Consider the following 23,964-nt stretch of genomic DNA (forward strand, 5'->3'; position numbering starts at 1 on the left):
CGTGGCAAGGTGGACGCGTGTCCGCTCCTGCCAAGCCGCGCCTGCTCGTCGTCGACGACGACAAGGCCGTGCGTGAGTCGCTGCGCCGCTCGCTGGAGTTCAACGGCTACGAGGTCCACCTGGCCGGCGACGGCGCCGAGGCGCTCGCCGGGATCGCCGCGATGGCGCCCGACGTGGTGGTGATGGACGTGATGATGCCGCGTCTCGACGGGCTCGAGACGACCCGTGCCCTGCGCACCGCGGGCAACGACGTGCCGATCATCGTGCTCACCGCACGCGACGCCGTCGGCGACCGGGTCGAGGGCCTCGACGCGGGCGCCGACGACTACCTCACCAAGCCCTTCGCGCTGCCCGAGCTGCTGGCCCGGCTGCGGGCGCTGCTGCGGCGCGCGGTGCCCACCGAGGACGACGCCGAGGAGGTGCTGTCCTTCTCCGACCTGACGATGAACGTCACGACCCGCGAGGTCCGGCGCGGGCCGCGCACCATCGACCTGACCCGGACCGAGTTCACCCTGCTCGAGCTGTTCCTGCGGCGCCCGCGCCGCGTGCTCGACCGGTCGTTCATCCTCGAGGAGGTCTGGGGCTACGACTTCCCGACCACCGCCAACTCCCTCGAGGTCTACGTCGGCTACCTGCGCCGCAAGACCGAGGCCGAGGCCGAGCCGCGCCTGCTCCACACCGTGCGTGGCGTGGGCTACGTGCTCAAGGAGTCATGACCACCCCGCCCGCCACCCGGGCTGACGACGTCGGCACCGTCGGCGAGGCCGGGGACACCGGCACCGGCACCGGCACCGGCACCGGCACCGTGGGCGCTCCGGGCGTCATCGGCGACCGCACCGGCGCCACCTACCCGAACGACCCCGGCGAGCGCCGCTGGCACTACCGCCGCTCGCTGGCCAGCCGGGTGACCCTGCTGACGACGATGGCGGTCGGCCTGACGGTGGCGGCGATGGCGACGGGGCTCTACACCTTCGCCCGGATGCAGCTGCAGGAGCAGCAGGACGCCTCGCTGCTCGAGCGCGCACGCACGGCCGAGGTCGGCGGACTGCTCAACAACTACAACAACATCCGCCCCGAGATCTCGGGGGCGGCCGACGCGAAGTTCGCCCGGATCCTGTTCCGTCCCCCGGGCTACCTGATCATCGGCGAGACCGACCTGCCCGTCGGCGACGCCGAGATCGCGGTGGCCCGCCACCAGAGCCGGCAGAGCGTGCGCACGGTGACCTACCAGGGCGAGCACTTCCGCATGGTCACGGTCGCTGCCGACGAGGACGGCCAGGCCCTGATCATCGCCCAGTCGCTGCAGGACCAGGAGGAGTTCCTGGCCAAGCTGGGCTGGCTCACCCTGGTCGTCGGGCTCCTCGGGATGCTCGCGGCCGGTGTCGCCGGCTGGGGCGTGGCCCGCAACGGCCTGCGTCCCGTACGCCGCCTCACGGCGTCGGTCGAGACGATCGCCCGCACCGAGCGCCTCGACCCGCTCCCGGTCGAGGGCGCCGACGAGGTCGCCCGGCTCGCGACGGCGTTCAACGAGATGCTGGGCGCGCTGTCGGCCTCGCGCGACCGCCAGCGCCAGCTGGTCACCGACGCCGGTCACGAGCTGCGCACCCCGCTGACCTCGCTGCGCACCAACGTCGACCTGCTGGTGCAGTCCGACCACGACCAGGTGGCGATCGACCCGACCGCCCGAGCCGAGCTCCTCGACGACATCCGTGCCCAGACCGACGAGCTGACGACCCTGATCGGCGACCTCACCGAGCTGGCCCGCGACGAGCCGCTGGCACCGGTGGTCGGCGAGGTCGACCTGAGCGAGATCGTCGACGCCTCGGTCGCCCGGGTGCGGCGCCGCGCGGTCGACAAGACCTTCGACGTCGACGCCCAGGCGTGGGAGGTGTTCGGCGAGGCCGCGGCCCTCGAGCGTGCGGTCACCAACCTGCTCGACAACGCCGCCAAGTGGGGCCCGCCGGGCAGTACCGTCACCATCCGGCTGACCGCCGAGGACGACGTCGGCCGGCTCGTCGTCGACGACCAGGGCCCGGGCATCGCCGAGGCCGACCGCGACAACGTCTTCGACCGGTTCTGGCGCGCCGAGGAGTCACGCACCATGCCGGGCTCCGGGCTCGGGCTGTCGATCGTGCGCCAGGTGGTCGAGCGCCACTCCGGCCGGGTCAGCGCCGAGCAGGCGCCCGGGGGCGGGGCCCGACTCGTGGTCGAGCTGCCGGGACGGCCCGGGAGGCTCGGTGCGTAGGAATCTCCTCGTCGCAGGCCTCCTCACGAGCCTGCTGGCGACCGGGCTGTCGGCGTGCACCCGTGACGACCCGGCTGCCGCCCCCGCACCCGACGCCGGCCGCGACGTCGCGAGCGCACCGCCGGCCTGGAACCCCTGCAGCGGTCTCGACGTCGACCCGGTCTCCAGGCTCTTCGCCGCGACCTACTCGGTGCGCCTCGGGACCCCCGACGCACCGACCTGCACGTTCGCCCCGCTCACCGACGGCGACCCCCTGGTCGACGTCAACTACCAGACCTACCCCGGGTCGCTCGCCGAGCTGCTGCGCACCTTCGGTGCCCAGGAGCAGCCGGGCCGGACTCGCGTCATCGCCCCGCGCGTGCCCGGCGCCGACGACGCGCGCCTCATCGTCGACGCCAGCGCCGACACGCTCGCCGTCACCGGTTTTGTCCGCAACGGGCTGCTCGTGCAGATCCTCAACCTCCTCGACCCCCGGCCCTACGACCGCGCGCAGCTGCTCCGCGCCGCGGAGCGGCTCATGGCCGACCTGGCCGCCAACGCCGACAGCTCGGGCCTCACCCGCTGACCGGCGGCCGACCGACCGGCGTGAGGGCCCGCAGGACGCGCTCGGCCTTGACCTGCGTCTCGGCCCACTCCTCGGTGACGTCGGAGAGCACGGTGATGCCGCCGCCGGTGCCGACGCGGTAGGCCCCGCTGCCGTCGGTCATCAGGCTGCGGATCACCACCCCGAGGTCGGCACGCCCGTCGGTGGAGACCCAGCCGAACGCCCCGGAGTACGGACCGCGAGCAGTGCTCTCGACCTCGTCGATCACCTGCATCGTGCGCAGCTTGGGGGCCCCGGTCATCGACCCGGCCGGGAAGAGCGCGCGCAGCGCCCCCACCGTCGTGACGTCGTCGCGCAGCCGCCCGCGGACCGTCGAGACGAGCTGGTGGACGCTGGCGTAGGACTCGACGGCCATCAGCTCGGGCACCTCGACGCTGCCGACCTCGCAGACCTGGGCGAGGTCGTTGCGCAGCAGGTCGACGATCATCAGGTTCTCGGCGCGGAATTTGGGGTCCTGCGCGAGCCGGCGCCCCAGCTCGTCGTCCTCCTCGGGCGTGCTGCCGCGCGGGGTCGTGCCCTTGATCGGCTTGGTCTCGAGGGTCCGGTCGGCGGTGACCAGGGCGTAGCGCTCGGGGCTCGAGCTCAGCAGCCACGCCCGCGCGCCGGCCACGTCGTGCTGCAGGAACCCGGCGTACGGCGCTGGGTTGAGCTCGCGCAGCCGCAGGTAGGTCGCCGCGGGGTCGGCGTCCGGTCCGGCCTGGCGCGCCAGGCGGTAGGTCAGGTTGACCTCGTAGGTGTTGCCGGCGTGCAGGTGCTCCTGGACCCGGGCGAAGGCGGCGGCGTAGTCGGTCGGCACCGGGGTCGGGCGTCCGGCCGGCCGGGTCGTCCGCACCTCGACCGCCGCGGGGACGTGGTCGACCTGGCGCACGTGCGAGGGCCGCATCCACACCGCGTCGGGCAGCCAGCCGTCGGTGGCGGCGGGCAGGTCGGGACGCGAGGCGTAGCCCAGGTAGCCGAACCACTGACCACGGCCGCCGGCCGTCGCCAGCTCGGCCTCCAGCACGGTGAAGACGTCGTCGCCGACCACCGTGCCGCGGCCGTCGACCCAGCGGGTGACCTCGCGCGTCGCGGCGCTGTAGGTCAGCGACACGTCACCGGGGTCGAGCCAGCCGACGACCGACCGTCGCCCCGACCAGGCGCGCGCGCCGCCGCCGTCGAGCCAGAAGCAGCGGGGGTGGCGCGCCGCGACCGAGGCAAAGAAGTCCTCAACCCCGGTCATCTCGTGCTCATCGTGTGGCTCACCGCACACCCGCCAGGAAGTTGGCCACCAGGGCGGCACCGTGGCGCGACAGGATCGACTCGGGATGGAACTGCACGCCCTCCTGCGGCAGCGTGCGGTGGCGCACCCCCATCACGACACCGTCGTCGGCGCGGGCCGTCACCTCGAGCGCGTCGGGCACCGCCACGGCCGCGAGCGAGTGGTAGCGCACTGCGTCGAAACCGTCGGGGACCCCCGCGAAGACACCATGGCCGTCGTGGGTCACCCGCGCCACCGTCCCGTGCGCCGGGGCGACCCGCCCGACCACGCCGCCGTACGCCGTCACGAGGCCCTGCATGCCCAGGCAGACCCCCAGCACCGGCCGGGCCGCGGCGAGCAGCACGTCGCGTCCGACCGCGAAGTCGTGGGGGTCGTCGGGCGAGCCGGGCCCCGGCGAGAGCACGACGTGCGAGTGGCGCAGGACGTCGTCGGGCTCGACCTCGTCGTGCTGCACGACCGTCGGCAGCACGCCGGTCACCGACGCGACGAGGTGCACCAGGTTCCAGGTGTAGGAGTCGTGGTGGTCGACCACGACGACGTCGGGGACCGCCGGCACGCCGCCACGCTATCGCCGCCGGCGCCCGCGCCCCCTCCCCCGTCAGGGGCCTGGACGCTCCGCGGCCGCCCGGTAGCGCTCCATCAGGTCGCGCACCTGCAGGGCCGGGGTCGAGGACGTCACGGTCAGGTGGCCACGCAGGCGCAGCGTGCGCTCGAGCACGCCGCGCATCGACCCGCTCGTCGCCATGACCAGCGCGACGGGGTCGTGCACGTGGACCTGCACGTGGTCGGTGCCGGCGCCGCGGCCGACCTCGAGCCGCTCGACCTGTGCCCACGCCACCCGGTAGGACGCGCGAGCCGGGTGCTCGACCCCGAAGCCGGTGCGGTCGAGCACCACCCGGCGGCGCGGGTCGATCGCCTGGACCAGGAACATCCAGGCGACGTAGACGCTCAGGACCACACCGGCGACCCGACCCACCACGAACTGGTCGCTCAGCCAGGCGTTGAGCAGGCCGACGACGAGCACCACGAGGCCGACGACGACCAGCGTGCGGCGCCACGCCGGCAGGACCAGGGTGCGCTCGGGCAGGGCCTCGGGCAGGCGCTCGGGCAGGGGCTCAGTCATCGCCCAGCAGGAGGTCGCCGACCAGCTCGTGGAGCAGCTCGTAGCCGCGCTCGGTCAGGATCGACTCGGCGTGGAACTGGATGCCTCGGTAGTGCGGGCCCCGGACGTGGTGGATGTCGCCGGTGGCGGCGTCGACGTCGACGCTCACGCCCTCGGGCAGCCCGCCGGGCAGGGTCCCGTCGGCCCCGACCCGGCCGACGAAGGTGTTGTAGAAGCCCACGCGCTCGGTGCGCCCGTCGTAGGCGACCGCCGACTGGGTGCCCTGGAAGACGATGTCCTTGTAGGCCAGGGGGATCCCGAGCTGCCCGCAGAGCGTCTGGTGGCCCAGGCAGACCGCGAGGAAGGTCTGGCCCGACGCGAGCAGGTCGTCGACCGCGGCGCGCACGCGCCCGATCTTGGCGTCGTCACCGTCGCGCGGGTCGCCCGGCCCGGGCCCGACGATGACCAGGTCGTGGCCGTCGAAGGCGCCGGTGCGGTAGTCCTCGTGGCGCACGACGGTCGAGGTCAGGCCGAGCACGCCGAGCACGTGGCGCAGCATGTTGACGAAGTCGTCCTCGTTGTCGAGGATCAGCACGCTGCGACCGGCCAGGCGCGGGTCGGGCGGCGAGCCCATCTGGTCGCGCAGCCAGAACGAGCTGAGCCGGGCGTTGCGCGCGTTGAGCGCGAGCAGCACGTCCTCGTCGTTGACGAGCTCGGCGAGGTCGACGTCGGGCACCGGCGCGGGCGGCACCAGCCCGAAGGCCGACAGGATGCCCCCGGCCTTGGCGTGGGTCTCGGCCACCTCGTAGGCCGCGTCGGAGTCGCGCACCAGCGTCGCCCCGGCGGTCACGGTGAGGCGCCCGTCGGGCCTGACGTCGGCGGTGCGGATGACGATCGGGCTGTCGACGACCGGTCCGCCCTCGGCGTCACGACCCAGGATCGCGAGGGCCGCGCCGTAGTAGCCGCGGCCCTCGGCCTCGTACTTCTTGATCAGCCGGCAGGCGTTCTCGACCGGGCTGCCGGTGACCGTGGCGGCGTACATCGTGTCGCGCAGCACCTCGCGCGGGTCGCGGTCGGTGCGGCCGGCCAGGAGGTACTCGGTGTGGACCAGGCGGCTCATCGGCTTGAGGAACGGCCCGAGCACCTGCCCGCCCTCGTGGCAGATGTCGCACATCATCTTCAGCTCCTCGTCGACGACCATGAAGAGCTCGTAGATCTCCTTCTCGTCGCGCAGGAAGTCGAGCAGCTGGGCGCGGGCGTTGCCCTCGGAGGGGATCCGGAAGGTGCCGGAGATGGGGTTCATCCGGACGTCGCCGTTGTGGACGCTGACGTGGCGCTCGGGGCTGGCGCCGATGAGGAACCGGTCGCCGGTGAAGAAGACGTAGGTCCAGTAGGCGCCGCGCTCGCGCTCGAGCAGCCGGCGGAAGACCGCCAGCGCCTTGTCGGCGCCCCAGTCGGCGACGGTCGCGCGGTAGTGGCGCCCGACGACTAGGTTGGCGCCCTCGCCCTGGCCGATCTCGTCGCGGATGATCGAGCCGACGAGCCGGCCGTACTCCTCGTCGTCGGTCTCGAAGCCACCGCGGTCGGAGAACTCGACCGGCACGTCGTCGATCGCCGCGGCGACCTCGGCGACCGAGAACTCCTGCTCGGTCTCGATGTCGACCACCACCAGCGGGGTGCCGTCGTCGTGGGCCTCGAAGCCGCGCTCGGCGACCTGCCGGAACGGGATCGCGACCAGCCGGTCGGCGATGTGGCCGGCCTCGGGCGGCCCCTCCTCGAGCGGCACGTCGAGGATCGAGGCGACCTCGCTGCGCCGTCCGCCGACCAGACCGACCGTGTCGCGGTCACCGGCCCGGGTCGAGCGTCGGATGATCGCCCACGCCTCGTGCCCCTGGAGCGCGGCGATGGCGTCCCGGGCGGCGAGGGGTTCAGTCATGCGCGCAGCCTAGTTGTGGGCCAGGGACCCCCTCACACCCCCAGCGCCACGAACGAGACCGCGGTGGGGTCGCCCGGTCGCGCCCGTCGTACGGCGTGCAGCGCGGCGGCCGGGTCGGCGCCGGCGTCGAGGTGGGCGTGCAGGTCGACCATCAGCGCGGCGGTCGCCTCGTCGTTGACCTCCGCGACGCTGCAGACCAGGCCGGCGGTGCCGAGCGCGAAGAGCGCGGAGGCCAGCCCGAGCAGCTCGTCGGCACCGACCGGGGCCAGCACGCCCGACTCGCACGCCGACAGCACCACCCGGTACGGCGCCACGCGCAGCCGCTCGAGGTCGTGGACGGTCAGCGGCCCGTCGGCCATCTCGAGCGACGAGAAGAGCGGGCTGTCGGCCCGGAAGTGCCCGTGGGCGGCCACGTGCGCCAGCCCGGCGCCGTCGAGCGCGGCCAGCGCCGCCTCGGCCGTGGCGTGCGGGCCGTCGAGCAGCCGGGCGTCGGGGTGCGCGGCGGCCAGCACCGGCACCTCGGCGCCACCGGTCCCCAGACCCGGGCCGGCGAGCAGCACCAGCCGCGGCACCTCCGGCGCCGGCACGGCACGGGCACGCAGCCACTGCGCGGCCGACGGCACGACGGCGAACGGCCGGTCCGCCAGCGCCGGCAGCAGCGCCCACGGCACGCCGTGCAGCCGCCCGGTCGGCACCACGGTCACCGGGCCGTCGGGCAGGAGCCGGGCGGCGTCGCCGAGCAGCTCGTGCTGCAGCCGCTGCCCCAGGTCGCCCGGCACGAACGGGCGCCCGCGGGCGGCCCGCCGCAGCACGAACGCCGCCGACCGCGTCAGCGCCAGCGCGGCCTCGGTCGTCCCGGCGACCCGACGCCGGACCCTCCCGCCCTGGACGACCAGCACGTGCAGCACGCCGTCGACGTCGACCAGCTCGACCAGGCAGCCGCCGGGGACCTCGGCGACCTCGGCGACCAGGTGCCCCACGTCGAGGCCCGTGGCCGCACCTCCACGGCCGGCCTGGCGGTGGTGCTCGGCGCGGACGTCGCGCTCGAGCCGGGCGCGCTCGCGCTCGAGCTGCCGGACCTGCTCGTACGGCGCACCCTCGGCGCGCGCCTGGGCCAGCCGGCGCCCGGTGTCGCGCAGCGCCGCCAACGACGCCAGCACCGGCTGGTCGCCGGGCGTCACCGGGGGCTGCGCCAGCGCGGTCGACCGCCACCGCTCGCTCCAGCGCAGCAGGGTGCGCGGGTCCCCGGCGGCGTGCCGCAGGGCGAGGGTGGCGAGCTCGGCGCCGTGGCCGGTCGCGAGGGCCCGGAGCTCGGTGCTGCCGAGGGTCTCGCGGTGCTCGTCGAGCGCGTCGAGCCCGCGGGCGCACGCCCGCAGCGCGTCCCCACGCCGCTGCGCGTCGGTGTGCAGCAGGGCCGTGCCCCACCACCCGCCGGCCCGGGTGAGGGCCGTGCCCCGGGTTCGGTACCCGGCCGCCGCGGCGAGCAGCGCGGAGCGTCGTCCGCCGTCGAGGTGCTCGGCCGCCAGCACCAGCGCCAGGGGGGCCTCGTCGGCCCGCTGCTCGTCGAGGGCCCGCGCGACCGCGACCGACTCCTCCGCCCGGCGCCGGTCGTCCCCGAGCCGCCGGCGTGCCCGCTCCAGCACCAGCCGGGCCCGCAGCTCGAACCACTCGTCGCCGATCCGCCGCAGCAGCACCCGCGCCTGCGCGGCCAGCTCGGCGGCCTCTCCCGGGCGCCCCGCGTCGAGCAGGGCCGTGGCGGTCACCAGCAGCAGCGGCCCGCGGTCGCTGGGCTCCATCGGCGCGGCGAGCGCCTGCGCCCCGAGGTCGGCGGCCTCGGCCGCCAGGCCCGCGGTCAGGTAGGCGCGACAGCGCACCCAGTCCAGCGACGCCCGGGCGTGGCCGAGCTCGGCGTACCGCTCGGCGACCCGGTCGAGCTGCGCCAGGGCCCCCGGGAGGTCGCCCTGGCACAGGCGGATGTCGGCGAGGTTCTGCTCGGCCCACCAGGCGTCGACGACGACGTCGTGGCGGCGCAGGAGGTCAAGGGCGCGCTCGGTGTGCTGCTGCGCCTCGGCCAGCCGGCCGCGCCGGCGCTCGGCGAACCCCAGGTTGTGCAGGGTCCGTGCCTCCCAGACGTCGTCGCCCACGGCCCGGAACCCCGCTGCCGCCCGGGCCAGGTCGTGGGCGGCCTCGTCGTGGCGGGCGAGGTAGGCCAGCGACAGCCCGCGCCGCATCAGCACCAGCGGGTCCGTCGGGGCGTGCGCCAGCGCCTCGTCGAGGGCACGGACGCCGCGACGCGCGCGACCGGCCAGGACCAGGGTCCCGCCGAGCGTGGCCAGGGTGTCGGCCAGCCGCCCCGCCTCGCCGGCCTGCCTCGCCAGGGTCACGGCCCGCGCCATCGCGGCCAGTGCTGCGTCGAAGTCGAGGCGCTCGCGGTGCGCCAGGCCGAGGGCCTGGTGGGCCACGCTGCGCTGCGCCGGCGTGGCCGTCGGGCGGGCCAGGACCTCGTGCGCCTGCCGGTGCGCGGCGTCGGGGTCGTCGAGGGCGAGCACGAGGAGGGCGTCGATGACCATCCTCCTCGCGCGTCATTTACCCCAGGGGTCCGTCCCACTAGCGTGACGACGGACCTGAGCCCGCTGCCACCGGGTGGCCGGCGCTGTCTCGAGGAGCGTCCCATGACCCGCCCCAGCGATCCCTCCGGCTCGTCCACGTCGCTGCTCTCCGTGCTCCGGTCGCCGTGGCGCCTGGTCACCGACCGGGTGCCCTGGCCGTGGTCGCCGCAGGAGCCCCCGACCCGCACGCCCGACGAGCTCGACCGGGCGATCCAGCAGGCGCAGCTCGCGATCCTGCTCGCGGCCTTCGGCCACGGGCGCGGGGCCCGGCTGCACGAAGGCGAGCGCGACGACGACGTCTACCTCTACCGGCCCGGGCGGCTCCTGGTGCGCTCCGAGGACCTCGACCGGGTCCTGGCCTTCTTCGCCGAGCGCACGGACCGCTACGGCGGCCGAGCCCGGTCGCGCCAGGTCGTCGACGGCCTGCACCACGTCCTGCTGCCCCGTCGCGCCGAGGTCCCCGCCGTGCTCCCCGACCTGGAGGCCGAGCTCGGCGACGACGTCGCCCGTCCCGACCACGTCCTCTACGTGACCCCGGGCCAGGGCGGGGGGCGGATGTGCCCGGCCGACGAGCCGCGCCCTCCGCGACGTACCCGGCCCCTGCCCGAGGTGGCCGAGCGGGCCTCGGCCGGGAAGGGCGTCCGCGTCTCGGTCGTCGACACCGGCTGGTGGGAGCCGGCCGAGACCACCGGCCTGTCGCCCTGGCTGCACGACGTCGACGGCGACGCCGAGGTGATCGACCAGCACGCCATCCACCCGTACGCGGGGCACGGCACCTTCGTGGCCGGGGTGGTCCGCTGCCTGGCGCCGGCCGTCGGCGTCGAGGTCGAGGGCTTCTTGACCCACGGCGGGGCGGCGTACGAGTCCGCGATCGTGCGCGAGCTCGACGAGGCCGTCGTCGAGACGTTCGACCCGCACGTCATCTCGATCTCCGCAGGCACCTACACCCGTCACGACCGCGGGCTGCTGGCCTTCGACGTCTTCGCCTCGACCCGGCGGCTGCTCGACGGCGAGGGTGACCTGCTGGTCGTCGCGGCGGCCGGCAACGACAGCACCACCCGCCCGTTCTGGCCCGCGGCCTACGACTGGGCGGTCGGCGTCGGCGCCCTCGACCCCGACGGCCAGGTGTGCGACTTCTCCAACACCGGCTCCTGGGTCGACGTCTACGCGCTGGGGCGCGACCTGGTCAACGCCTACCCCGCCGGCACCTACACGTGCCAGGAGCCGCCCCACGTCGGCACCGTGCGCCACTTCAAGGGCCTGGCGCAGTGGAGCGGCACGTCGTTCGCGACCCCGGTGGTCTCCGGCGCGATCGCCGCCCACATGAGCGCGACCGGCCGCACCGCGCACGAGTCGGTCACCGACCTGCTCGCTGCGGGCCGACCGCTGGCCGACCCGCACGGCAACCCGATCACGGCCGTCGGCCCGCCCTTCGCCTGAAACGGCTACAGCACGACCCAGGGACTGGTCAGCGCCCACCCGTCGGCCCGCACGACGAAGCGCACGGGGCCCGACACCACGCCCTCGACCCGGAAGAACCCGGCCGCGTCGACCTCGACCACGACCTCGTCACCCTCACCGCCCTCGGCACCCTCCGCGCGCTGGAGCGCGACCGTCGCGGCCCCGGGGGCAGGGGTCGGTCCGACGACCTGGCCCATCACGACCTCGCCGTCGACCTCGACCTCGAGCGCCAGCGCCCCGCTGCCGAACGACAGGGTGCGCGGCTCGTCGACCCCCGGGGCACTGCCCGAGCGCACGGCGGCACCGGCGTCGAGGGCGGAGTCGTGGAGCAGCTCGGCGAGCTCGGCGTCGACGGTGCGCCAGGAGAACGCCGCCCGGGCGGCCTCGCGGCGACGGTCGGGCACGGCGCCGGCCTCGGCGACCGCCTGCGCGAGCGCCGCCATCAGCTCGTCGTCGTCGAGCTCGTCCCAGGGCGTCTGGTCAGTCATGCCGGCACCTCTCCCGGGTCGCGGAGGGACAGCAGCGCCTGCGTGCGTCGCAGCTGCTCGAGCGCACGGGCCCGGGTCGGGCCGATGCTGCCGATCGGGATTCCGAGCCGCTCGCTGATCTCGGCGTAGCCGACCGGCGGGTCTGCGAGCAGCAGGAGCAGCAGCTCGCGCCGGGCGGCGGGCAGCTCGGCGAGCGCCTCGCGCAGCGCCTGGCGGCGCTCGACCGCGACCAGGTCGTCGCCGGCCACGTCGTCGACGACGCCGTCGAGCACGCGGTCCTCCTGCGGGTCGGCCGGGCGGGTGCGGCCACGCACGGCGATGACGCGCAGGCACTCGTGGCGGGTCGTCGTACGGATCCAGCCCGGGAGGGCGGCCGGCTCACGCAGGTCGCCGAGGTGCTCGACGAGCCGCAGCCACACGGTCTGGCTGACGTCGTCGCCGTCGGCCTCCGACAGCCGGTGCTGCCGGGCGATGGCGCCCACGAGGGGCACGAACCGCTCGACGATCGCGTCCCACGCATCCTGGTCGCCTCCCTGGGCAGCTGCGACGAGGTCGGGCAAGGGGTACGACGCGTCCATCGGTCGTCCTCCTCCGCCTCAGGTCGTGCGTTGTGCTTGGCCTGCGGCGGCATCGTCTCGCACAGAGGAGTGATCGGCCACCGCCGGTGATACGTCGAAACGATTTTCGGGGCGGTTGTATCAGCCGCGCTGCCCGCTGCTCCTCCTTCCAGACAGCGCCAACCCGGCTGCTCCCCCGGAAGGAAACGACGTCATGACCTGGAACGAGACCCACCAGCGCACCCGCATCATCCGTGAGATCGAGGCGGCCGCCGCCTGCGACCCGACCGGCCGGCTGCCCTGGAAGGAGTCGTGGGCGCCGCTCTTCGGCGACCGCGACGGCCTGCTCACCGCGTTGCGGGCCCGCTGGGACCGGATGTGCCAGGCTCAGCTCGACAGCGAGGCCAGCGACGCGTCGTTCCGCGACACCCACCAGCGGCTGCGCCGCACCCACGCGGGCATGCTGCGCATCCTCGAGGCCAACGCCCCGTCGGCGCACGCCTCGGGTCAGGCCCCGGTCAGGACACCGTCGTCAGCAGCTGCGTCGCCCGCGTGAGCACGACGTAGAGGGTCGCGCGCCCCGTCGCGGACTCGTCCTCGATCTCCTGGGGCCGCACCACGACGATGGCGTCGAACTCCAGGCCCTTGGTGTCGAGACCGGTCAGCACCACGACGCGGTCCTCGCCCGAGGGCGCCACCGTCGCGTCGGCCGCCGCCGCGCGCGCCGAGGGCGCGTCGTCGGCGAGCTCGGGCCACGACGCCAGCCAGGCGTTGACCTCCGAACGGCGCGCCACCGGCACCACGACGCCGACCGTGCCGCCGACCTGGCCCGCCACCTCGACCACCGCCGCACGCGTGGCGGCCTCGAGATCGGGCACCGGGCCGATGACCTTGGGCTCGACCCCGGTCGAGCGGACGGCCGTCGGCAGGTCGGCGTCGAGACCGACCCGCTCGGCGTACGCCGCTGCGAAGGCGTAGATCTCCGACGAGTTGCGGTAGTTGGTCGACAGGTGGAACTCGTGCAGGGCCTTGCCGGCCAGCGCCTCGGCGCGGGCGGCCGCCGACTCGGCGGGCACCGGCCACGACGACTGGGCGGGGTCGCCGACGATGGTCCACGAGGCGGCGCGACCGCGACGCCCGACCATCCGCCACTGCATCGGGGTGAGGTCCTGCGCCTCGTCGATGAGCACGTGGGCGTAGCCGTCGTCCTCGATCGAGTGGGTCGGCGGCGCCCAGGCGCGACCCGACGGGGCGTACTCGCGGTCGGAGGCGGTCATCAGCTCCTGCATGTCGACCGCACCCTCGATGGCGCCCATCGGGTCGTCGCGCTCGTCGTCGGTACGGGCGGGCACGTCGCCCAGCGCGTAGCGCAGCTCGTCGAGCAGCGCGACGTCCTCGATCGAGAGGTCGGCGGTCGTGCGACCGGCCCACGACTTGACCAGCAGCCGCTGCTCCTCGGGGGTCAGGATGCCCTCGCCGACGCGGGCGAGCAGCTCGGGGTCGCCCAGCCAGCTCAGCACCTCGGGGGCCGACAGCGGCGGCCACCAGGCGACCGCGAAGTCGAGGAAGTCGTCGTTGTCGAGCAGGTCGTCGTCGAACGACTCGCGCCCGCGGTCTCGGCCACGCTCGCTGCGCACCTGGCGCCACATCGCGTCGAGCAGGGTGCGCGCGACGCGCGGGACCTGCTGGTTGCGACGCCCCTGCGACATCAGCTGGCGGCGCAGCCGGCCGAGCAGGCCGCGGTCGAGCACCAGGGTGTTGTCGTACCAGAACAGCCGGAACTCGGTGGGGCTGCCCGGCGCCTGCTGGCGCGCCGTACGACGCATCACCTCGGCCATCCGCGCCGAGCCCTTGACGTCGGCCACGGCCGGCTCGTCGTGGCGGGTCGAGCGGACGCCGTCGACGACCTCGCCGAGCGAGCGCAGCGCGACGGCGGTCTCGCCGAGCGAGGGCAGCACCCGCTCGATGTAGCGCATGAAGACCCCGCTGGGGCCGACGACGAGCACGCCGCCGGTCTCGAAGCGACGCCGCTCGTTGTAGAGCAGGTAGGCGGCGCGGTGCAGCGCCACCACGGTCTTGCCGACCCCGGGGCCGCCGGAGATGGTGGTGACGCCCTTGCTGGGCGCGCGGATCGCCTTGTCCTGCTCGGCCTGGATGGTCGCGACGATCGAGTGCATCGTGCGGTCGCGGGCGCGCGACAGCTGCGCCATCAGTGCGCCCTCGCCCAGGATCGGCAGGTCGTCGACGTTGCCCTCGGCGTCGAGCAGCTCGTCCTCGACGCTGACCACGGTGGTGCCGGCCGAGCGCAGCACCCGGCGGCGTACGACGTCCTGGGGCTCGGCCGCGGTCGCCTGGTAGAACACCGCCGCCGCGGGGGCACGCCAGTCGATGAGCAGGGAGTCGCGGTTGTCGTCGCGCAGGCCGATGCGGCCGACGTAGCGGGGCTCGGGGTCGAGCTCGGGGCGCAGGTCGAGGCGGCCGAAGACCAGCCCCTCGTGGGCGGCGTCGAGCTGGGCCAGCCGCTTGGCGGCCTGGAACACCATCGCGTCGCGCTCGACCAGACCACCCTCGTGGCCGAGCCGGCCACGCTCGTGGCCCTCGCGCGCCAGCTGCTGGGCCGCCTTCCCGGCGTCCGCCAGCTGGCGGTGCACGCGGTCGACGAACGCCTGTTCGCGGGCGATCTCCTGCTCGACGAGCTCTTCAGTCACGCGACTTGCCTCCACTGCCCCTCGGATGCCGACGAACGGCAGTCGTCCAGTCTACAAAGACCTCGACCGGATCCGTCAGCGGACGAGGAACGCGCGCACCGTGCCGTAGAACCGCAGGCGGTACTTGGCCGCGACCTTCTCGCGCACCTTCTCGCCGGGGGCCAGCTCGAGGGGCCCGGCCAGCGGGGTCACCCGGGAGAAGTGCTGGGGCTCGCCCTCGTCGGCCGGGGCGAGCTCGAGGCCCAACACCTGGACCCGGATCGGCTTGTCGTAGCTGTTGGTGACCAGCACGCTGCCGAGGGTGTTGTCGCTGGTGGTCTTGCCCGTGACGTCGAAGCGCTTGATTCGGATGTCGTTGGCCGGCGGCGGGTCCTCGTCGAGCGTCCCGAGGTCGGCCACCGTCACCCGTACGTCGGCGACGTCGGCCGCGTCCGGGCCCTTGAACTTGAGCACCTCGATGACCTCGGTGAAGGCCGGCACCACCTGCTCGCCGCGGTCGCTGCCGAACGCGGTCACCACCTCGACGTCGGGCATGGGCTCGCCCGCGGCGTCGAGCGCCACCAGGTCGAGGTCGGGGGCCCCGGCGGCCGCACCCTGGTTGGCGATGGTCAGCGTCTGGTCGAGGTAGCCCTCGCCGCCCTCGGCCTGGTAGTCGAAGGACAGCTCGACGGTGCGGGGCGCCGCCTTCTCGTTGCTGTCCGCGCTCGGCAGGGCGCACCCGCCGAGCACGAGGCAGGACACGGCCAGGACGGCACCGAGCCGGGGGAGAGCGCGCATGCAGGGATTGTCGTGGATCCGCGGCCCCCCGGGGCGCAGGCGACTGATCTGTGACCGTGTCGTCGCCCGTCTCGTGACCTCGTCCCCGCCGACCCGTCGCGTCTACGCGACGGGTCGACGAGCAATTCCGCTGACCCGTCGCGTCTACGCGACGGGTCGACGAGCAATTCCGCTGACCCGTCGCGTCTACGCGACGGGTCAGCGGGCGGAGCGGTTCAGGAACGCGGCCATGGCCTCGCGGGCGGCGTCGGAGCCGAAGAGGCGTGCGGACAGCTCGGCCATCTCGTCGGCGCGGGCGTCGATGCGGTCGAGGAGGTCGCGGGCCAGCAGCGCCTTGGTCTCGCGCAGGCCCTGCGGGGCGCCGGTGGCGAGCTCGGCGCACAGCGCGGTCGCGGCGGCGTCGAGGTCGGCGGCGGGGACGGCGCGGGTGATCAGGCCCATCGCCACGGCCTCGGCGCCGGTGAAGGTCGCGCCGCTCAGGCAGGCGTACGCCGCCGCACGCGACGTCAGCCGGGGCAGGACCGTCAGCGAGATGACGGCGGGGGCCAGGCCGAGCTTGACCTCGGTGAGCGCGAAGGTCGCCTCCTCGGCGCTGAGCACGAGGTCGCAGGCCGCGACGATGCCGATGCCACCGGCCCGGACCGGGCCGCGGACCACGGCGACGGCCGGCTTCGACATGTCGACGAGGTAGCGCTGCAGCCCCACGATCGCCTGCACCCCGACCGACATCCCGTCGGCCGACGCCTCGGACAGGTCGGCGCCGGAGCAGAAGACCCGGTCGGCCGACGTGACGACGACCACACGCACCTCGGCGTCGGCCTCGGCGCGCTCGAGCCGGTCGGCGAGCTCGGTCACCAGCTGGCGCGACAGCGCGTTGCGGTTGTGGGGCGAGTCGAGCGTGATCGTGGCCACGGCGCCCTCGACCGCGTAGTGCACGAGCTCGGGGCGGGCGTCGGGGCTGGCGTCGGGGCTGGCGTCGGGGTGGGCGTCGTCGACCATGCGCCCATCCTGCCGCACCCCATCCGGAGACCCCCTCCGCGACGAACACCCCACATGGTCTCCCGTCGTCTCTATGCCCTTTTCGGCCTTCTCGCCACCCTGGTCGGCATGGCGGTGGGCCACTTCACGGCGTCGCTGCTCAATGCCGACTCCTCCCCGGTCCTCGCCGTCGGCTCCGGCGTGATCGACCGGACCCCGGTGTCGATGAAGGAATGGGCGATCAAGCAGTTCGACACCGACGGCTTCAGCGTCGGACCCTTCGACTTCGCCGCCGGCAACTACGACAAGGTCGTGCTCATCGGCTCGGTCTTCGTCGGCGTGGGCGTGCTCGCCCTGGTCGCCGGCCTGATCACCCGCATCCGCTTCGCCTACGGCGCCACGATGCTCGTCGTGCTGGTCCTGGTCGCCGCGGGCGCCGTGGTCGACCGCCCGGCCTTCGAGGCCCTCGACCTGGTCCCCGTCGTCCTCACCGCGATCGCCGGCGTCGCCAGCCTGTGGTGGCTGCACCGCACCGCCCACGGCCTGCCGCTCGACCCCCGCGCCCGCTCCACGGTCGAGATCGCCAAGGCCGAGGGCGCCACCGCCCCGGCCGTGTCGGCCACCTCCGCCGCCGGCAAGCGCCGCGCCACCCTGACCGACCGCCCCGTCCCCTCCGAGGACGACGCCGAGGACGAGATCGTGATCTCCCCCGGCGCCGTCACCACCGAGCCGCGGCCCAGCCGTCGTGGCGTGCTGATCGCCGGGGCGGTGCTCGCGGCCGCCGCGGCCGTGCTCGGCAGCGCCGGCAAGCTGATCAACAACCTGCGGGCGCGCGCCGAGGACATCACCCTCCCGCAGCCCGCCGTCGGCGAGGCCGCGCCCGTGCTGCCCACCGACCTGCACGCGACCTACTCGGGCATCACCCCGCTGCAGGTCTCCAACGCCGACTTCTACCGCGTCGACACCCGCCTCGACACCCCCGTCGTGTCGTCCGACGGCTGGACCCTGAAGATCGACGGCGACGTCGAGAACCCCTTCGAGCTCACCTTCGACGAGCTGCTCGCGATGCCCATGGTCGAGCGCGACATCACCTTGACCTGTGTCTCCAACAGCGTCGGCGGCAAGTACGTCGGCGGCGCCCGGTGGCTCGGCGTCCCGCTCCAGGCGATCCTCGACCGGGCCAAGCCGGGGAGCGGCGTCGACCAGATGGTCGCCACCGACTTCGACGGCATGACCATCGGCACGCCCTACGACCTGCTCACCGACGGCCGCGAGGCGATCGTCGCGGTCGGGATGAACGGCCAGGAGCTGCCCCGTGAGCACGGGTTCCCGGCGCGCATCATCGTCCCCGGTCTCTACGGCTTCATCAGCGCGACCAAGTGGGTCACCAAGCTGACCTTCACGACGTACGCCGAGACCGAGGTCTACTGGACCGAGCGCAAGTGGGCCACCCGCGCCCCGATCAAGCCCTCCGCGCGTATCGACACCCCCAAGGCGCTCACGACCGTCAAGCCCGGCAAGGTGCTCGTCGGCGGGGTCGCCTGGGCCCAGGACAACGGCGGGGTCACCAAGGTCCAGGTCAAGGTCGACGGCGGCGAGTGGACCGACGCCACGACCGGCGACGACGTCAACAACGTCTACTGGCGCCAGTGGTACGCCGAGGTCGACATCGACGCGGGCCAGCACACCGTCGCGGCCCGCGTGGTCGACGGCGACGGCATGACCCAGACCGACGTGCGCGCCGAGCCGTTCCCCGGCGGCTCCAGCGGCATCCACTCGGTGCTCTTCTCCGTGGGATGAGCCCGGAACGACCCCGAGATGACCTACGTCACTCCCCGCGCAGGCAATTCGTCCCATCCGCAGTAACCACAGTTCCGAACACAAGCCGTAAGTCCCCTACCGGAAGGCATCACCTCCCATGAAGCTCCAGACGCTCCGCCGCGGCACCGCCGCTGCCGCCGTTCTCACCCTGTCCTTCGGCCTCGCTGCCTGTGGCTCGGACGACAGCACCGACAACGCCGGCTCGGACACCTCGGCCGAGGCCACCTCGGACGCTCCGGCTGAGACCTCGGCCCCCGCCGAGGACGCGGGCGCCCAGACCTTCGGCGACGGCTGCGCCAGCGTGCCCACCGACGGCGCCGGCTCCTTCAACGGCATGGTCAACGACCCGGTCGCCACCGCCGCGGGCAACAACCCGCTGCTCAAGACGCTCGTCGCCGCCGTCGGCGCCACCGAGCTGGGCGACACCCTCAACAGCGCCCCGGCCCTGACCGTCTTCGCGCCGTACGACCCGGCCTTCGCCGACATCCAGAGCACCGTCGACGACCTGCTCGCCGGTGTCCCGGACGCCGAGACCCCCGCCACCAGCCCGCTGGCCCAGATCCTGGCCCACCACGTGCTGGGCGAGAACGACGACCCGACCGCCGTCGTCGGCGAGAAGGACACCCTCAACGGCGACAAGCTGACGATCGAGGGCGACGAGACCGGCATGACCGTCTCCGACGGCACCGTGACCGCCAACGTGATCTGCGGCAACATCCCCACCGCCAACGCCACCGTCTACGTCATCGACAAGGTGCTCGCCGGCGCCACTGTCAAGTGATCTGACACCGTCGAAACAAAGACACGGCACACTGCAGTCATGACCGGACTGACGCCTGAGCCCACCGGCACCCCTCGCGGGGTGCCGGTGGCGCCGGGTGACGTCCTCTCGGACCTGCTCCGGCGGTCCGCGAAGGGCGACCAGCAGGCCTTCGCCGAGCTCTACGACGCCACGTCCTCCCGCATTTTCGGGCTGGCCCTGCGCGTGGTGCGAGACCCGGCCCAGGCCGAGGAGGTCGTGCAGGAGGCGTTCCTGGAGGTCTGGAAGACCTCGACCCGCTTCGACTCCGAGCGCGGCAGCGCGCTCTCGTGGTTGATGACCATCACCCACCGCAAGGCGGTCGACCGGGTCCGGTCGGCCGAGGCGTCCACCCGACGCGACACCAGCTACTCCCAGCAGAACCAGACCATCGACCACGACACGACGTCCGACGCGGCCCAGGCCTCCATGGAGGCCCAGCGGGTGCGTCACGCGTTGAAGGGTCTGACCGACGTACAGCGCGAGGCCATCGAGCTGGCCTACTTCGGTGGCTACACCCACACCGAGGTGGCGGGGATCCTCAACCTCCCCGTCGGCACCGCCAAGACACGAATCCGAGACGGCCTGATCAGGCTGCGCGACAAGATGGGAGTGCACTCATGAGCGTTGACATCCACGCACTCTCAGGTGCGTACGCCGTGGATGCCGTCGACGAGTTCGAGCGGGCGCAGTTCGAGCGCCACCTCGCCGACTGTGACGACTGCCGCGCCGAGGTCGACTCGCTGCGGGCGGCCGCCGCGCTGATCGGCGAGACCTCGGCGATGACTCCCCCCGACTCCCTGCGGGCCTCCGTGCTCGCCGGCATCCAGACCGTGCGCCCCCTGCCCCCGGTGGTCGTCGCCGTGGCCGACCGAGGCCGGTCGACCCGACGCCGATTTCCGGCTCTGGTCGCAGCGGCTGCGGCCCTGATCACCATCGGTGGCGTCGGTGCCACCGTGATCGACCTCGCCGGCGACGACCAGCAGGTCGGCACCTACGAGGCCCGTCTCACCGCGACCGACCGCGTCCTGCAGGCCCCCGACGCCCAGACCCGCACCGAGAAGCTCCCCGGCGGCGGCACCGCCACCGTCGTGCGGTCCGCGAGCCTCAAGCAGGCCGTCATCGTCACCGAGGACATGCCGTCGGCCCCGCAGTTCCACACCTACGAGCTGTGGCTGCAGCGCGGCGACACCATGATCCCGGCCGGGCAGATCGCCGGCGGCACCAACACCGTGCTGCTCGACGGTGACGCGACCCTGGCCGACGGCGTCGGCATCACGATCGAGCTCGCCGGCAAGCCGGTCAACGAGCCGAGCGACAAGGTCGTCGACGTGATCGGGTTCGAGTCGGCGTGAGCGCCCGGCACATTGCGGTCGTCGGTTCCGGCGTCGCGGGTCTCACCGCGGCCTACATCGCCTCGCGCACCGCCCACGTCACCCTCTACGAGGCCGACGACCGGCTCGGCGGCCACGCCGACACCCACGTCGTCCCCGAGACCGGGCCCGACGGGCAGACCCGTGAGCTGCGCATCGACACCGGTTTCATCGTGCACAACCCCCGCACCTACCCGACGCTGCTGAGGTTGTTCGCCGAGCTGGGCGTGGCCACGCAGCCGTCGGAGATGTCGATGTCGATCAACGACGACGACAGCGACCTCGAGTGGGCCGGCGCCCTGGGCCGCAAGGGCCTGTTCCCGACCTCGGCCAACCTGCGCAAGCCCCGCTACCTCGCGATGCTGGTCGAGATCCCGCGCTTCCACCGCCAGGCCAAGGCGCTGCTGTCGGTCGAGTCCGACACCCGCACGCTGCGCGAGTTCCTGGCCGACGGGCGGTTCAGCTCCTACTTCGTGCGCCACTTCATGGAGCCGGTCGTGGCCTGCGTCTGGTCGTGCGAGCCCGAGGTGTCGCTCGACTACCCCGCGCGCTACCTGTTCACGTTCCTCGAGCACCACGGCATGCTCGGCATCTTCGGCTCGCCCCAGTGGCGCACCGTCACCGGCGGTTCGCACTCCTACGTCGACAAGGTCGGCGCCGCGATCCAGCAGGTCCGCCTGGGCGCCAAGGTCACCTCGGTCCTTGAGACGCCCCACGGCGTCGAGGTCACCGACGGGTCCGGCGACGTGGCGACCTACGACGCGGTGGTGATCGCCACCCACCCGAGCCAGGCGCTGTCGATGCTGGCCGAGCCGACCCCGCTGCAGCGCGAGCTGCTCTCGGCGATGCCCTACTCCCCCAACACCGCGATCCTGCACACCGACACCTCGCTGATGCCGGCCGCCGGCGACGCGTGGGCCTCCTGGAACTTCCGGCGTCCCGGCGTCGACGTGCACCGGCCGACCGACGACGGCGTGGTCGTCACCTACGACCTCACCCGCCTGCAGCGCCTCGACACCGACGTCCACTACCTGGTCACCCTCGGCGGCTCCGACCTGGTCGACCCGGCGACGGTGATCGACCGGATGGAGTACGAGCACCCGCTCTACAACCCGGTGTCCGTCGCCGCGCAGGCCCGGCTCCCCGAGATCGACACCGACCGTGTCGTGTTCGCCGGCGCCTACCACGGCTGGGGCTTCCACGAGGACGGCGCCCGCTCGGGCCTGGCCGCCGCCACCCGCCTGGGGCTCGAGTGGCCCGCCGTGGTCGCCGCCGTCGACCCCGAGGTCACCACCGGCATCTACGACACGACCATCAGCCACACCCGGCGTCGGCCGTTCAAGCGCCGCTTCACCCACCGCTCCCACACCTGGGTCGTCGACCTCGACGACCTGCCCGACCACGGCGTGCTGGGTCGCTTCGAGGCGCGCGACCACCTGGGCGACCCCGACGACTCGATCCGCGGCAACGTCGTCTCCTTCCTGCGCCGCCACGACGTCGAGATCGGCACCGGCAAGGTCTTCATGGCCGCCCAGGCCCGCGCGTTCGGCTACTGCTTCAACCCGATCAGCGTCTTCTGGTGCCACGACGAGCGCGGCCTGCTCGCCGCGACCGTGGTCGAGGTCCACAACACCTACGGCGACCGCCACGCCTACCTCGTGCACACCGACGACAAAGGCCGCGCCACCACCTCCAAGGCGATGTACGTCTCGCCGTTCCACGGCACCGACGGCACCTACGAGCTGACCGTCCCCCCGCCGACGAGGGCGTCCGGCAGTCGCCTGCACGTCGTCGTCGAGCTGGAGTCGACCGAGTCCGGTGTCGGGCCCGCCCGCTTCAGCGCCTCCATGGTCGGCCGCCCGGCCGACACCACCGCGCTGCGGGCTGCTCCCGCGGCCCTGCGCGGCTCCCTCCTGATCCGCGTCCACGGCATCTGGCTGTGGCTGCGTCGCCTGCCGGTGCGTCCCCGACCGGCTCACTCCCAAGAAGGCGTCCAACGATGACCGTCACCCAGCAGCGACTCAGCGCCAACCACTGGCCCGGCCTCGACGTCGTCCCCTCCGGTCCGCGCGCCCGTCTCTCGGCCCCCGTCGCCAAGCGGCTCTTCCACGCCGCGATCAGCCGTCTCGACGTGACCGTGATGGCCGACGGCGAGACGTTCGGCAAGGGCGGTCCGACGATGGTGATCAACCGGCCTGAGGAGTTCTACCTCCGCATCGGCCGCGACCAGCTGATCGGCTTCGGCGAGGCCTACCTCACCGGCGCCTGGGACGCCGAGGACCTCGGCGGGTTCCTCGAGGTGCTCGCGGCCGAGATCCAGGACCTCGTGCCGCAGAGCCTGCAGAAGCTCCGCTCGCTGGTGGTCAAGCGCCCCCCGCGCACCCAGAAGAGCAACACCAAGAACTCCAAGAACAACATCGCGCACCACTACGACCTGTCCAACAACCTCTTCGAGCTGTTCCTCGACCCGACGCTGAGCTACTCCTCCGCGCTCTTCGAGGGCGACCCGGCGGTCGCGGCCGCCGCCGACCTCGAGGAGGCCCAGGGCCGCAAGATCGAGCGGCTGCTCGACGAGGCCGGCGTGGGCCCCGGCTCGCGCGTGCTCGAGATCGGCTCCGGCTGGGGCGAGCTGTGCATCCGCGCGGCCCGTCGCGGCGCGACCATCACCTCGCTGACCCTGTCGGTGGAGCAGAAGGCGCTCGCCGACCAGCGCATCGCCGAGGCGGGGTTCGCCGAGCAGTGCAGCGTCGAGATCTGCGACTACCGCGACGCCACCGGCTCCTACGACGCCGTGGTGTCGGTCGAGATGATCGAGGCGGTCGGCTGGCAGTACTGGCGCACCTACTTCGAGACCATCGACCAGGTGCTTGCCCCCGGCGGCAAGGTCGCGATCCAGGCGATCACCATGCCCCACGACCGGATGCTCGCGACCCGCAACACCTACACCTGGATCAACAAGTACATCTTCCCCGGCGGCTTCCTGCCGTCGGTGCAGGTGATCGACGAGATCACCCGCGAGCACACCGGGCTGCGGATGGGCACCCCCCACTCCATGGGCCAGCACTACGCCCGCACCCTTACCCTCTGGGACGAGGCGTTCCTGGCCCACTCCCAGGAGGTGCTCGCCCTCGGGTTCGACGAGACGTTCCTGCGGATGTGGCACTTCTACCTCGAGTACAGCCGGGCGGGCTTCGCCTCCGGCTACATCGACGTCAACCAGCTGACCTTCACCCGCGACTAAGAGGTAC

At 73.5% G+C, this 23,964-nt stretch carries 21 protein-coding genes; 11 read left to right on the forward strand and 10 right to left on the reverse strand.

The genetic code is table 11. From position 1 onward, the window contains the following. Positions 1–17 precede the first annotated feature (17 nt). From FZC61_RS16340 to FZC61_RS16355, 3 genes are read left to right on the forward strand one after another with little or no spacing between them, the layout of a single operon-like run. The gene (locus FZC61_RS16340; RefSeq protein WP_148615243.1) at positions 18–716 is read left to right on the forward strand and encodes a response regulator transcription factor; all 699 of its coding nucleotides are present in this window, start codon (positions 18–20) and stop codon (positions 714–716) included. Then, positions 713–2,245 (forward strand): sensor histidine kinase, encoded by a 1,533-nt coding sequence (locus FZC61_RS16345; RefSeq protein WP_148615244.1) that lies wholly within the window; start codon positions 713–715, stop codon positions 2,243–2,245. Before FZC61_RS16340 ends, FZC61_RS16345 begins: the two co-directional genes overlap by 4 nt. Further along, on the forward strand, positions 2,238–2,810 hold the full coding sequence (locus FZC61_RS16355) for a hypothetical protein (RefSeq protein ID WP_170286136.1): 573 nt from the start codon (positions 2,238–2,240) through the stop codon (positions 2,808–2,810). The genes FZC61_RS16345 and FZC61_RS16355 overlap by 8 nt, the downstream gene beginning before the upstream one ends. On the opposite strand, the gene FZC61_RS16360 is transcribed toward FZC61_RS16355, so the two are convergent. From FZC61_RS16360 to FZC61_RS16380, 5 genes are read right to left on the reverse strand one after another with little or no spacing between them, the layout of a single operon-like run. Then, positions 2,800–4,068, reverse strand: coding sequence for an anthranilate synthase component I family protein (locus FZC61_RS16360; RefSeq protein WP_148615247.1), 1,269 nt, complete (start codon positions 4,066–4,068; stop codon positions 2,800–2,802). The genes FZC61_RS16355 and FZC61_RS16360 overlap by 11 nt on opposite strands. A 19-nt stretch (positions 4,069–4,087) precedes the next feature. Then, positions 4,088–4,663: an anthranilate synthase component II gene (locus FZC61_RS16365; RefSeq protein WP_148615248.1), complete on the reverse strand. Its 576-nt coding sequence runs from the start codon at positions 4,661–4,663 to the stop codon at positions 4,088–4,090. 42 nt (positions 4,664–4,705) lie between these two features. Continuing rightward, positions 4,706–5,230 carry a hypothetical protein gene (locus FZC61_RS16370; RefSeq protein ID WP_148615249.1) on the reverse strand — a complete coding sequence of 175 codons (525 nt, stop codon included), beginning with the start codon at positions 5,228–5,230 and terminating at the stop codon, positions 4,706–4,708. Beyond that, entirely contained in the window at positions 5,223–7,145 is a 1,923-nt protein-coding gene (locus tag FZC61_RS16375) for an anthranilate synthase family protein (protein WP_148615250.1), read from the reverse strand. The genes FZC61_RS16370 and FZC61_RS16375 overlap by 8 nt, the downstream gene beginning before the upstream one ends. Positions 7,146–7,177: 32 nt before the next feature. Next, the gene (locus tag FZC61_RS16380) at positions 7,178–9,715 is read right to left on the reverse strand and encodes a CHAT domain-containing protein (RefSeq protein WP_148615251.1); all 2,538 of its coding nucleotides are present in this window, start codon (positions 9,713–9,715) and stop codon (positions 7,178–7,180) included. 102 nt (positions 9,716–9,817) lie between these two features. Between FZC61_RS16380 and FZC61_RS16385 the strand changes: the two genes are divergently transcribed. Continuing rightward, on the forward strand, positions 9,818–11,194 hold the full coding sequence (locus tag FZC61_RS16385; RefSeq protein WP_148615252.1) for a S8 family peptidase: 1,377 nt from the start codon (positions 9,818–9,820) through the stop codon (positions 11,192–11,194). Between the two features lie 5 nt (positions 11,195–11,199). Here FZC61_RS16385 and FZC61_RS16390 read toward each other — a convergent pair whose 3' ends face one another. Together FZC61_RS16390 and FZC61_RS16395 are read right to left on the reverse strand one after the other, a co-directional pair. Then, complete coding sequence (locus tag FZC61_RS16390) at positions 11,200–11,703, reverse strand: hypothetical protein (protein ID WP_211357291.1); 504 nt, start codon at positions 11,701–11,703, stop codon at positions 11,200–11,202. After that, complete coding sequence (locus FZC61_RS16395; RefSeq protein WP_148615253.1) at positions 11,700–12,281, reverse strand: RNA polymerase sigma factor; 582 nt, start codon at positions 12,279–12,281, stop codon at positions 11,700–11,702. Before FZC61_RS16395 ends, FZC61_RS16390 begins: the two co-directional genes overlap by 4 nt. 193 nt (positions 12,282–12,474) lie before the next feature. On the opposite strand from FZC61_RS16395, the gene FZC61_RS16400 reads away from it, so the two are divergent. After that, positions 12,475–12,816 (forward strand): hypothetical protein, encoded by a 342-nt coding sequence (locus FZC61_RS16400; RefSeq protein WP_148615254.1) that lies wholly within the window; start codon positions 12,475–12,477, stop codon positions 12,814–12,816. On the opposite strand, the gene FZC61_RS16405 is transcribed toward FZC61_RS16400, so the two are convergent. From FZC61_RS16405 to FZC61_RS16415, 3 genes are all read right to left on the reverse strand, one after another. Continuing rightward, positions 12,779–14,968, reverse strand: coding sequence for a HelD family protein (locus FZC61_RS16405; RefSeq protein ID WP_148615255.1), 2,190 nt, complete (start codon positions 14,966–14,968; stop codon positions 12,779–12,781). The two genes, FZC61_RS16400 and FZC61_RS16405, sit on opposite strands and share 38 nt — an antisense overlap. A 75-nt stretch (positions 14,969–15,043) precedes the next feature. Further along, positions 15,044–15,745 (reverse strand): hypothetical protein, encoded by a 702-nt coding sequence (locus tag FZC61_RS16410; RefSeq protein ID WP_148615256.1) that lies wholly within the window; start codon positions 15,743–15,745, stop codon positions 15,044–15,046. Between the two features lie 198 nt (positions 15,746–15,943). Next, on the reverse strand, positions 15,944–16,744 hold the full coding sequence (locus FZC61_RS16415) for an enoyl-CoA hydratase-related protein (protein WP_148615257.1): 801 nt from the start codon (positions 16,742–16,744) through the stop codon (positions 15,944–15,946). A gap of 108 nt (positions 16,745–16,852) precedes the next feature. On the opposite strand from FZC61_RS16415, the gene FZC61_RS16420 reads away from it, so the two are divergent. The 6 genes from FZC61_RS16420 (at position 16,853) to FZC61_RS16445 (ending at position 23,957) form a co-directional block, all read left to right on the forward strand. After that, positions 16,853–18,523: a molybdopterin-dependent oxidoreductase gene (locus tag FZC61_RS16420; protein ID WP_148615258.1), complete on the forward strand. Its 1,671-nt coding sequence runs from the start codon at positions 16,853–16,855 to the stop codon at positions 18,521–18,523. Between the two features lie 118 nt (positions 18,524–18,641). After that, positions 18,642–19,325, forward strand: a complete 684-nt coding sequence (locus tag FZC61_RS16425; RefSeq protein ID WP_148615259.1) for a fasciclin domain-containing protein — start codon at positions 18,642–18,644, stop codon at positions 19,323–19,325. A gap of 39 nt (positions 19,326–19,364) precedes the next feature. Then, complete coding sequence (gene sigK, locus FZC61_RS16430; RefSeq protein ID WP_148615260.1) at positions 19,365–19,967, forward strand: ECF RNA polymerase sigma factor SigK; 603 nt, start codon at positions 19,365–19,367, stop codon at positions 19,965–19,967. Continuing rightward, complete coding sequence (locus FZC61_RS16435; protein WP_148615261.1) at positions 19,964–20,698, forward strand: anti-sigma factor; 735 nt, start codon at positions 19,964–19,966, stop codon at positions 20,696–20,698. The genes sigK and FZC61_RS16435 overlap by 4 nt, the downstream gene beginning before the upstream one ends. After that, the gene (locus FZC61_RS16440; RefSeq protein WP_148615262.1) at positions 20,695–22,719 is read left to right on the forward strand and encodes an FAD-dependent oxidoreductase; all 2,025 of its coding nucleotides are present in this window, start codon (positions 20,695–20,697) and stop codon (positions 22,717–22,719) included. Before FZC61_RS16435 ends, FZC61_RS16440 begins: the two co-directional genes overlap by 4 nt. Further along, positions 22,716–23,957 (forward strand): SAM-dependent methyltransferase, encoded by a 1,242-nt coding sequence (locus tag FZC61_RS16445; protein WP_148615263.1) that lies wholly within the window; start codon positions 22,716–22,718, stop codon positions 23,955–23,957. The genes FZC61_RS16440 and FZC61_RS16445 overlap by 4 nt, the downstream gene beginning before the upstream one ends. Positions 23,958–23,964 lie beyond the last annotated feature (7 nt).

This window comes from Nocardioides rubriscoriae, assembly GCF_008087085.1.
In the GTDB taxonomy this organism is placed as follows: domain Bacteria; phylum Actinomycetota; class Actinomycetes; order Propionibacteriales; family Nocardioidaceae; genus Nocardioides; species Nocardioides rubriscoriae.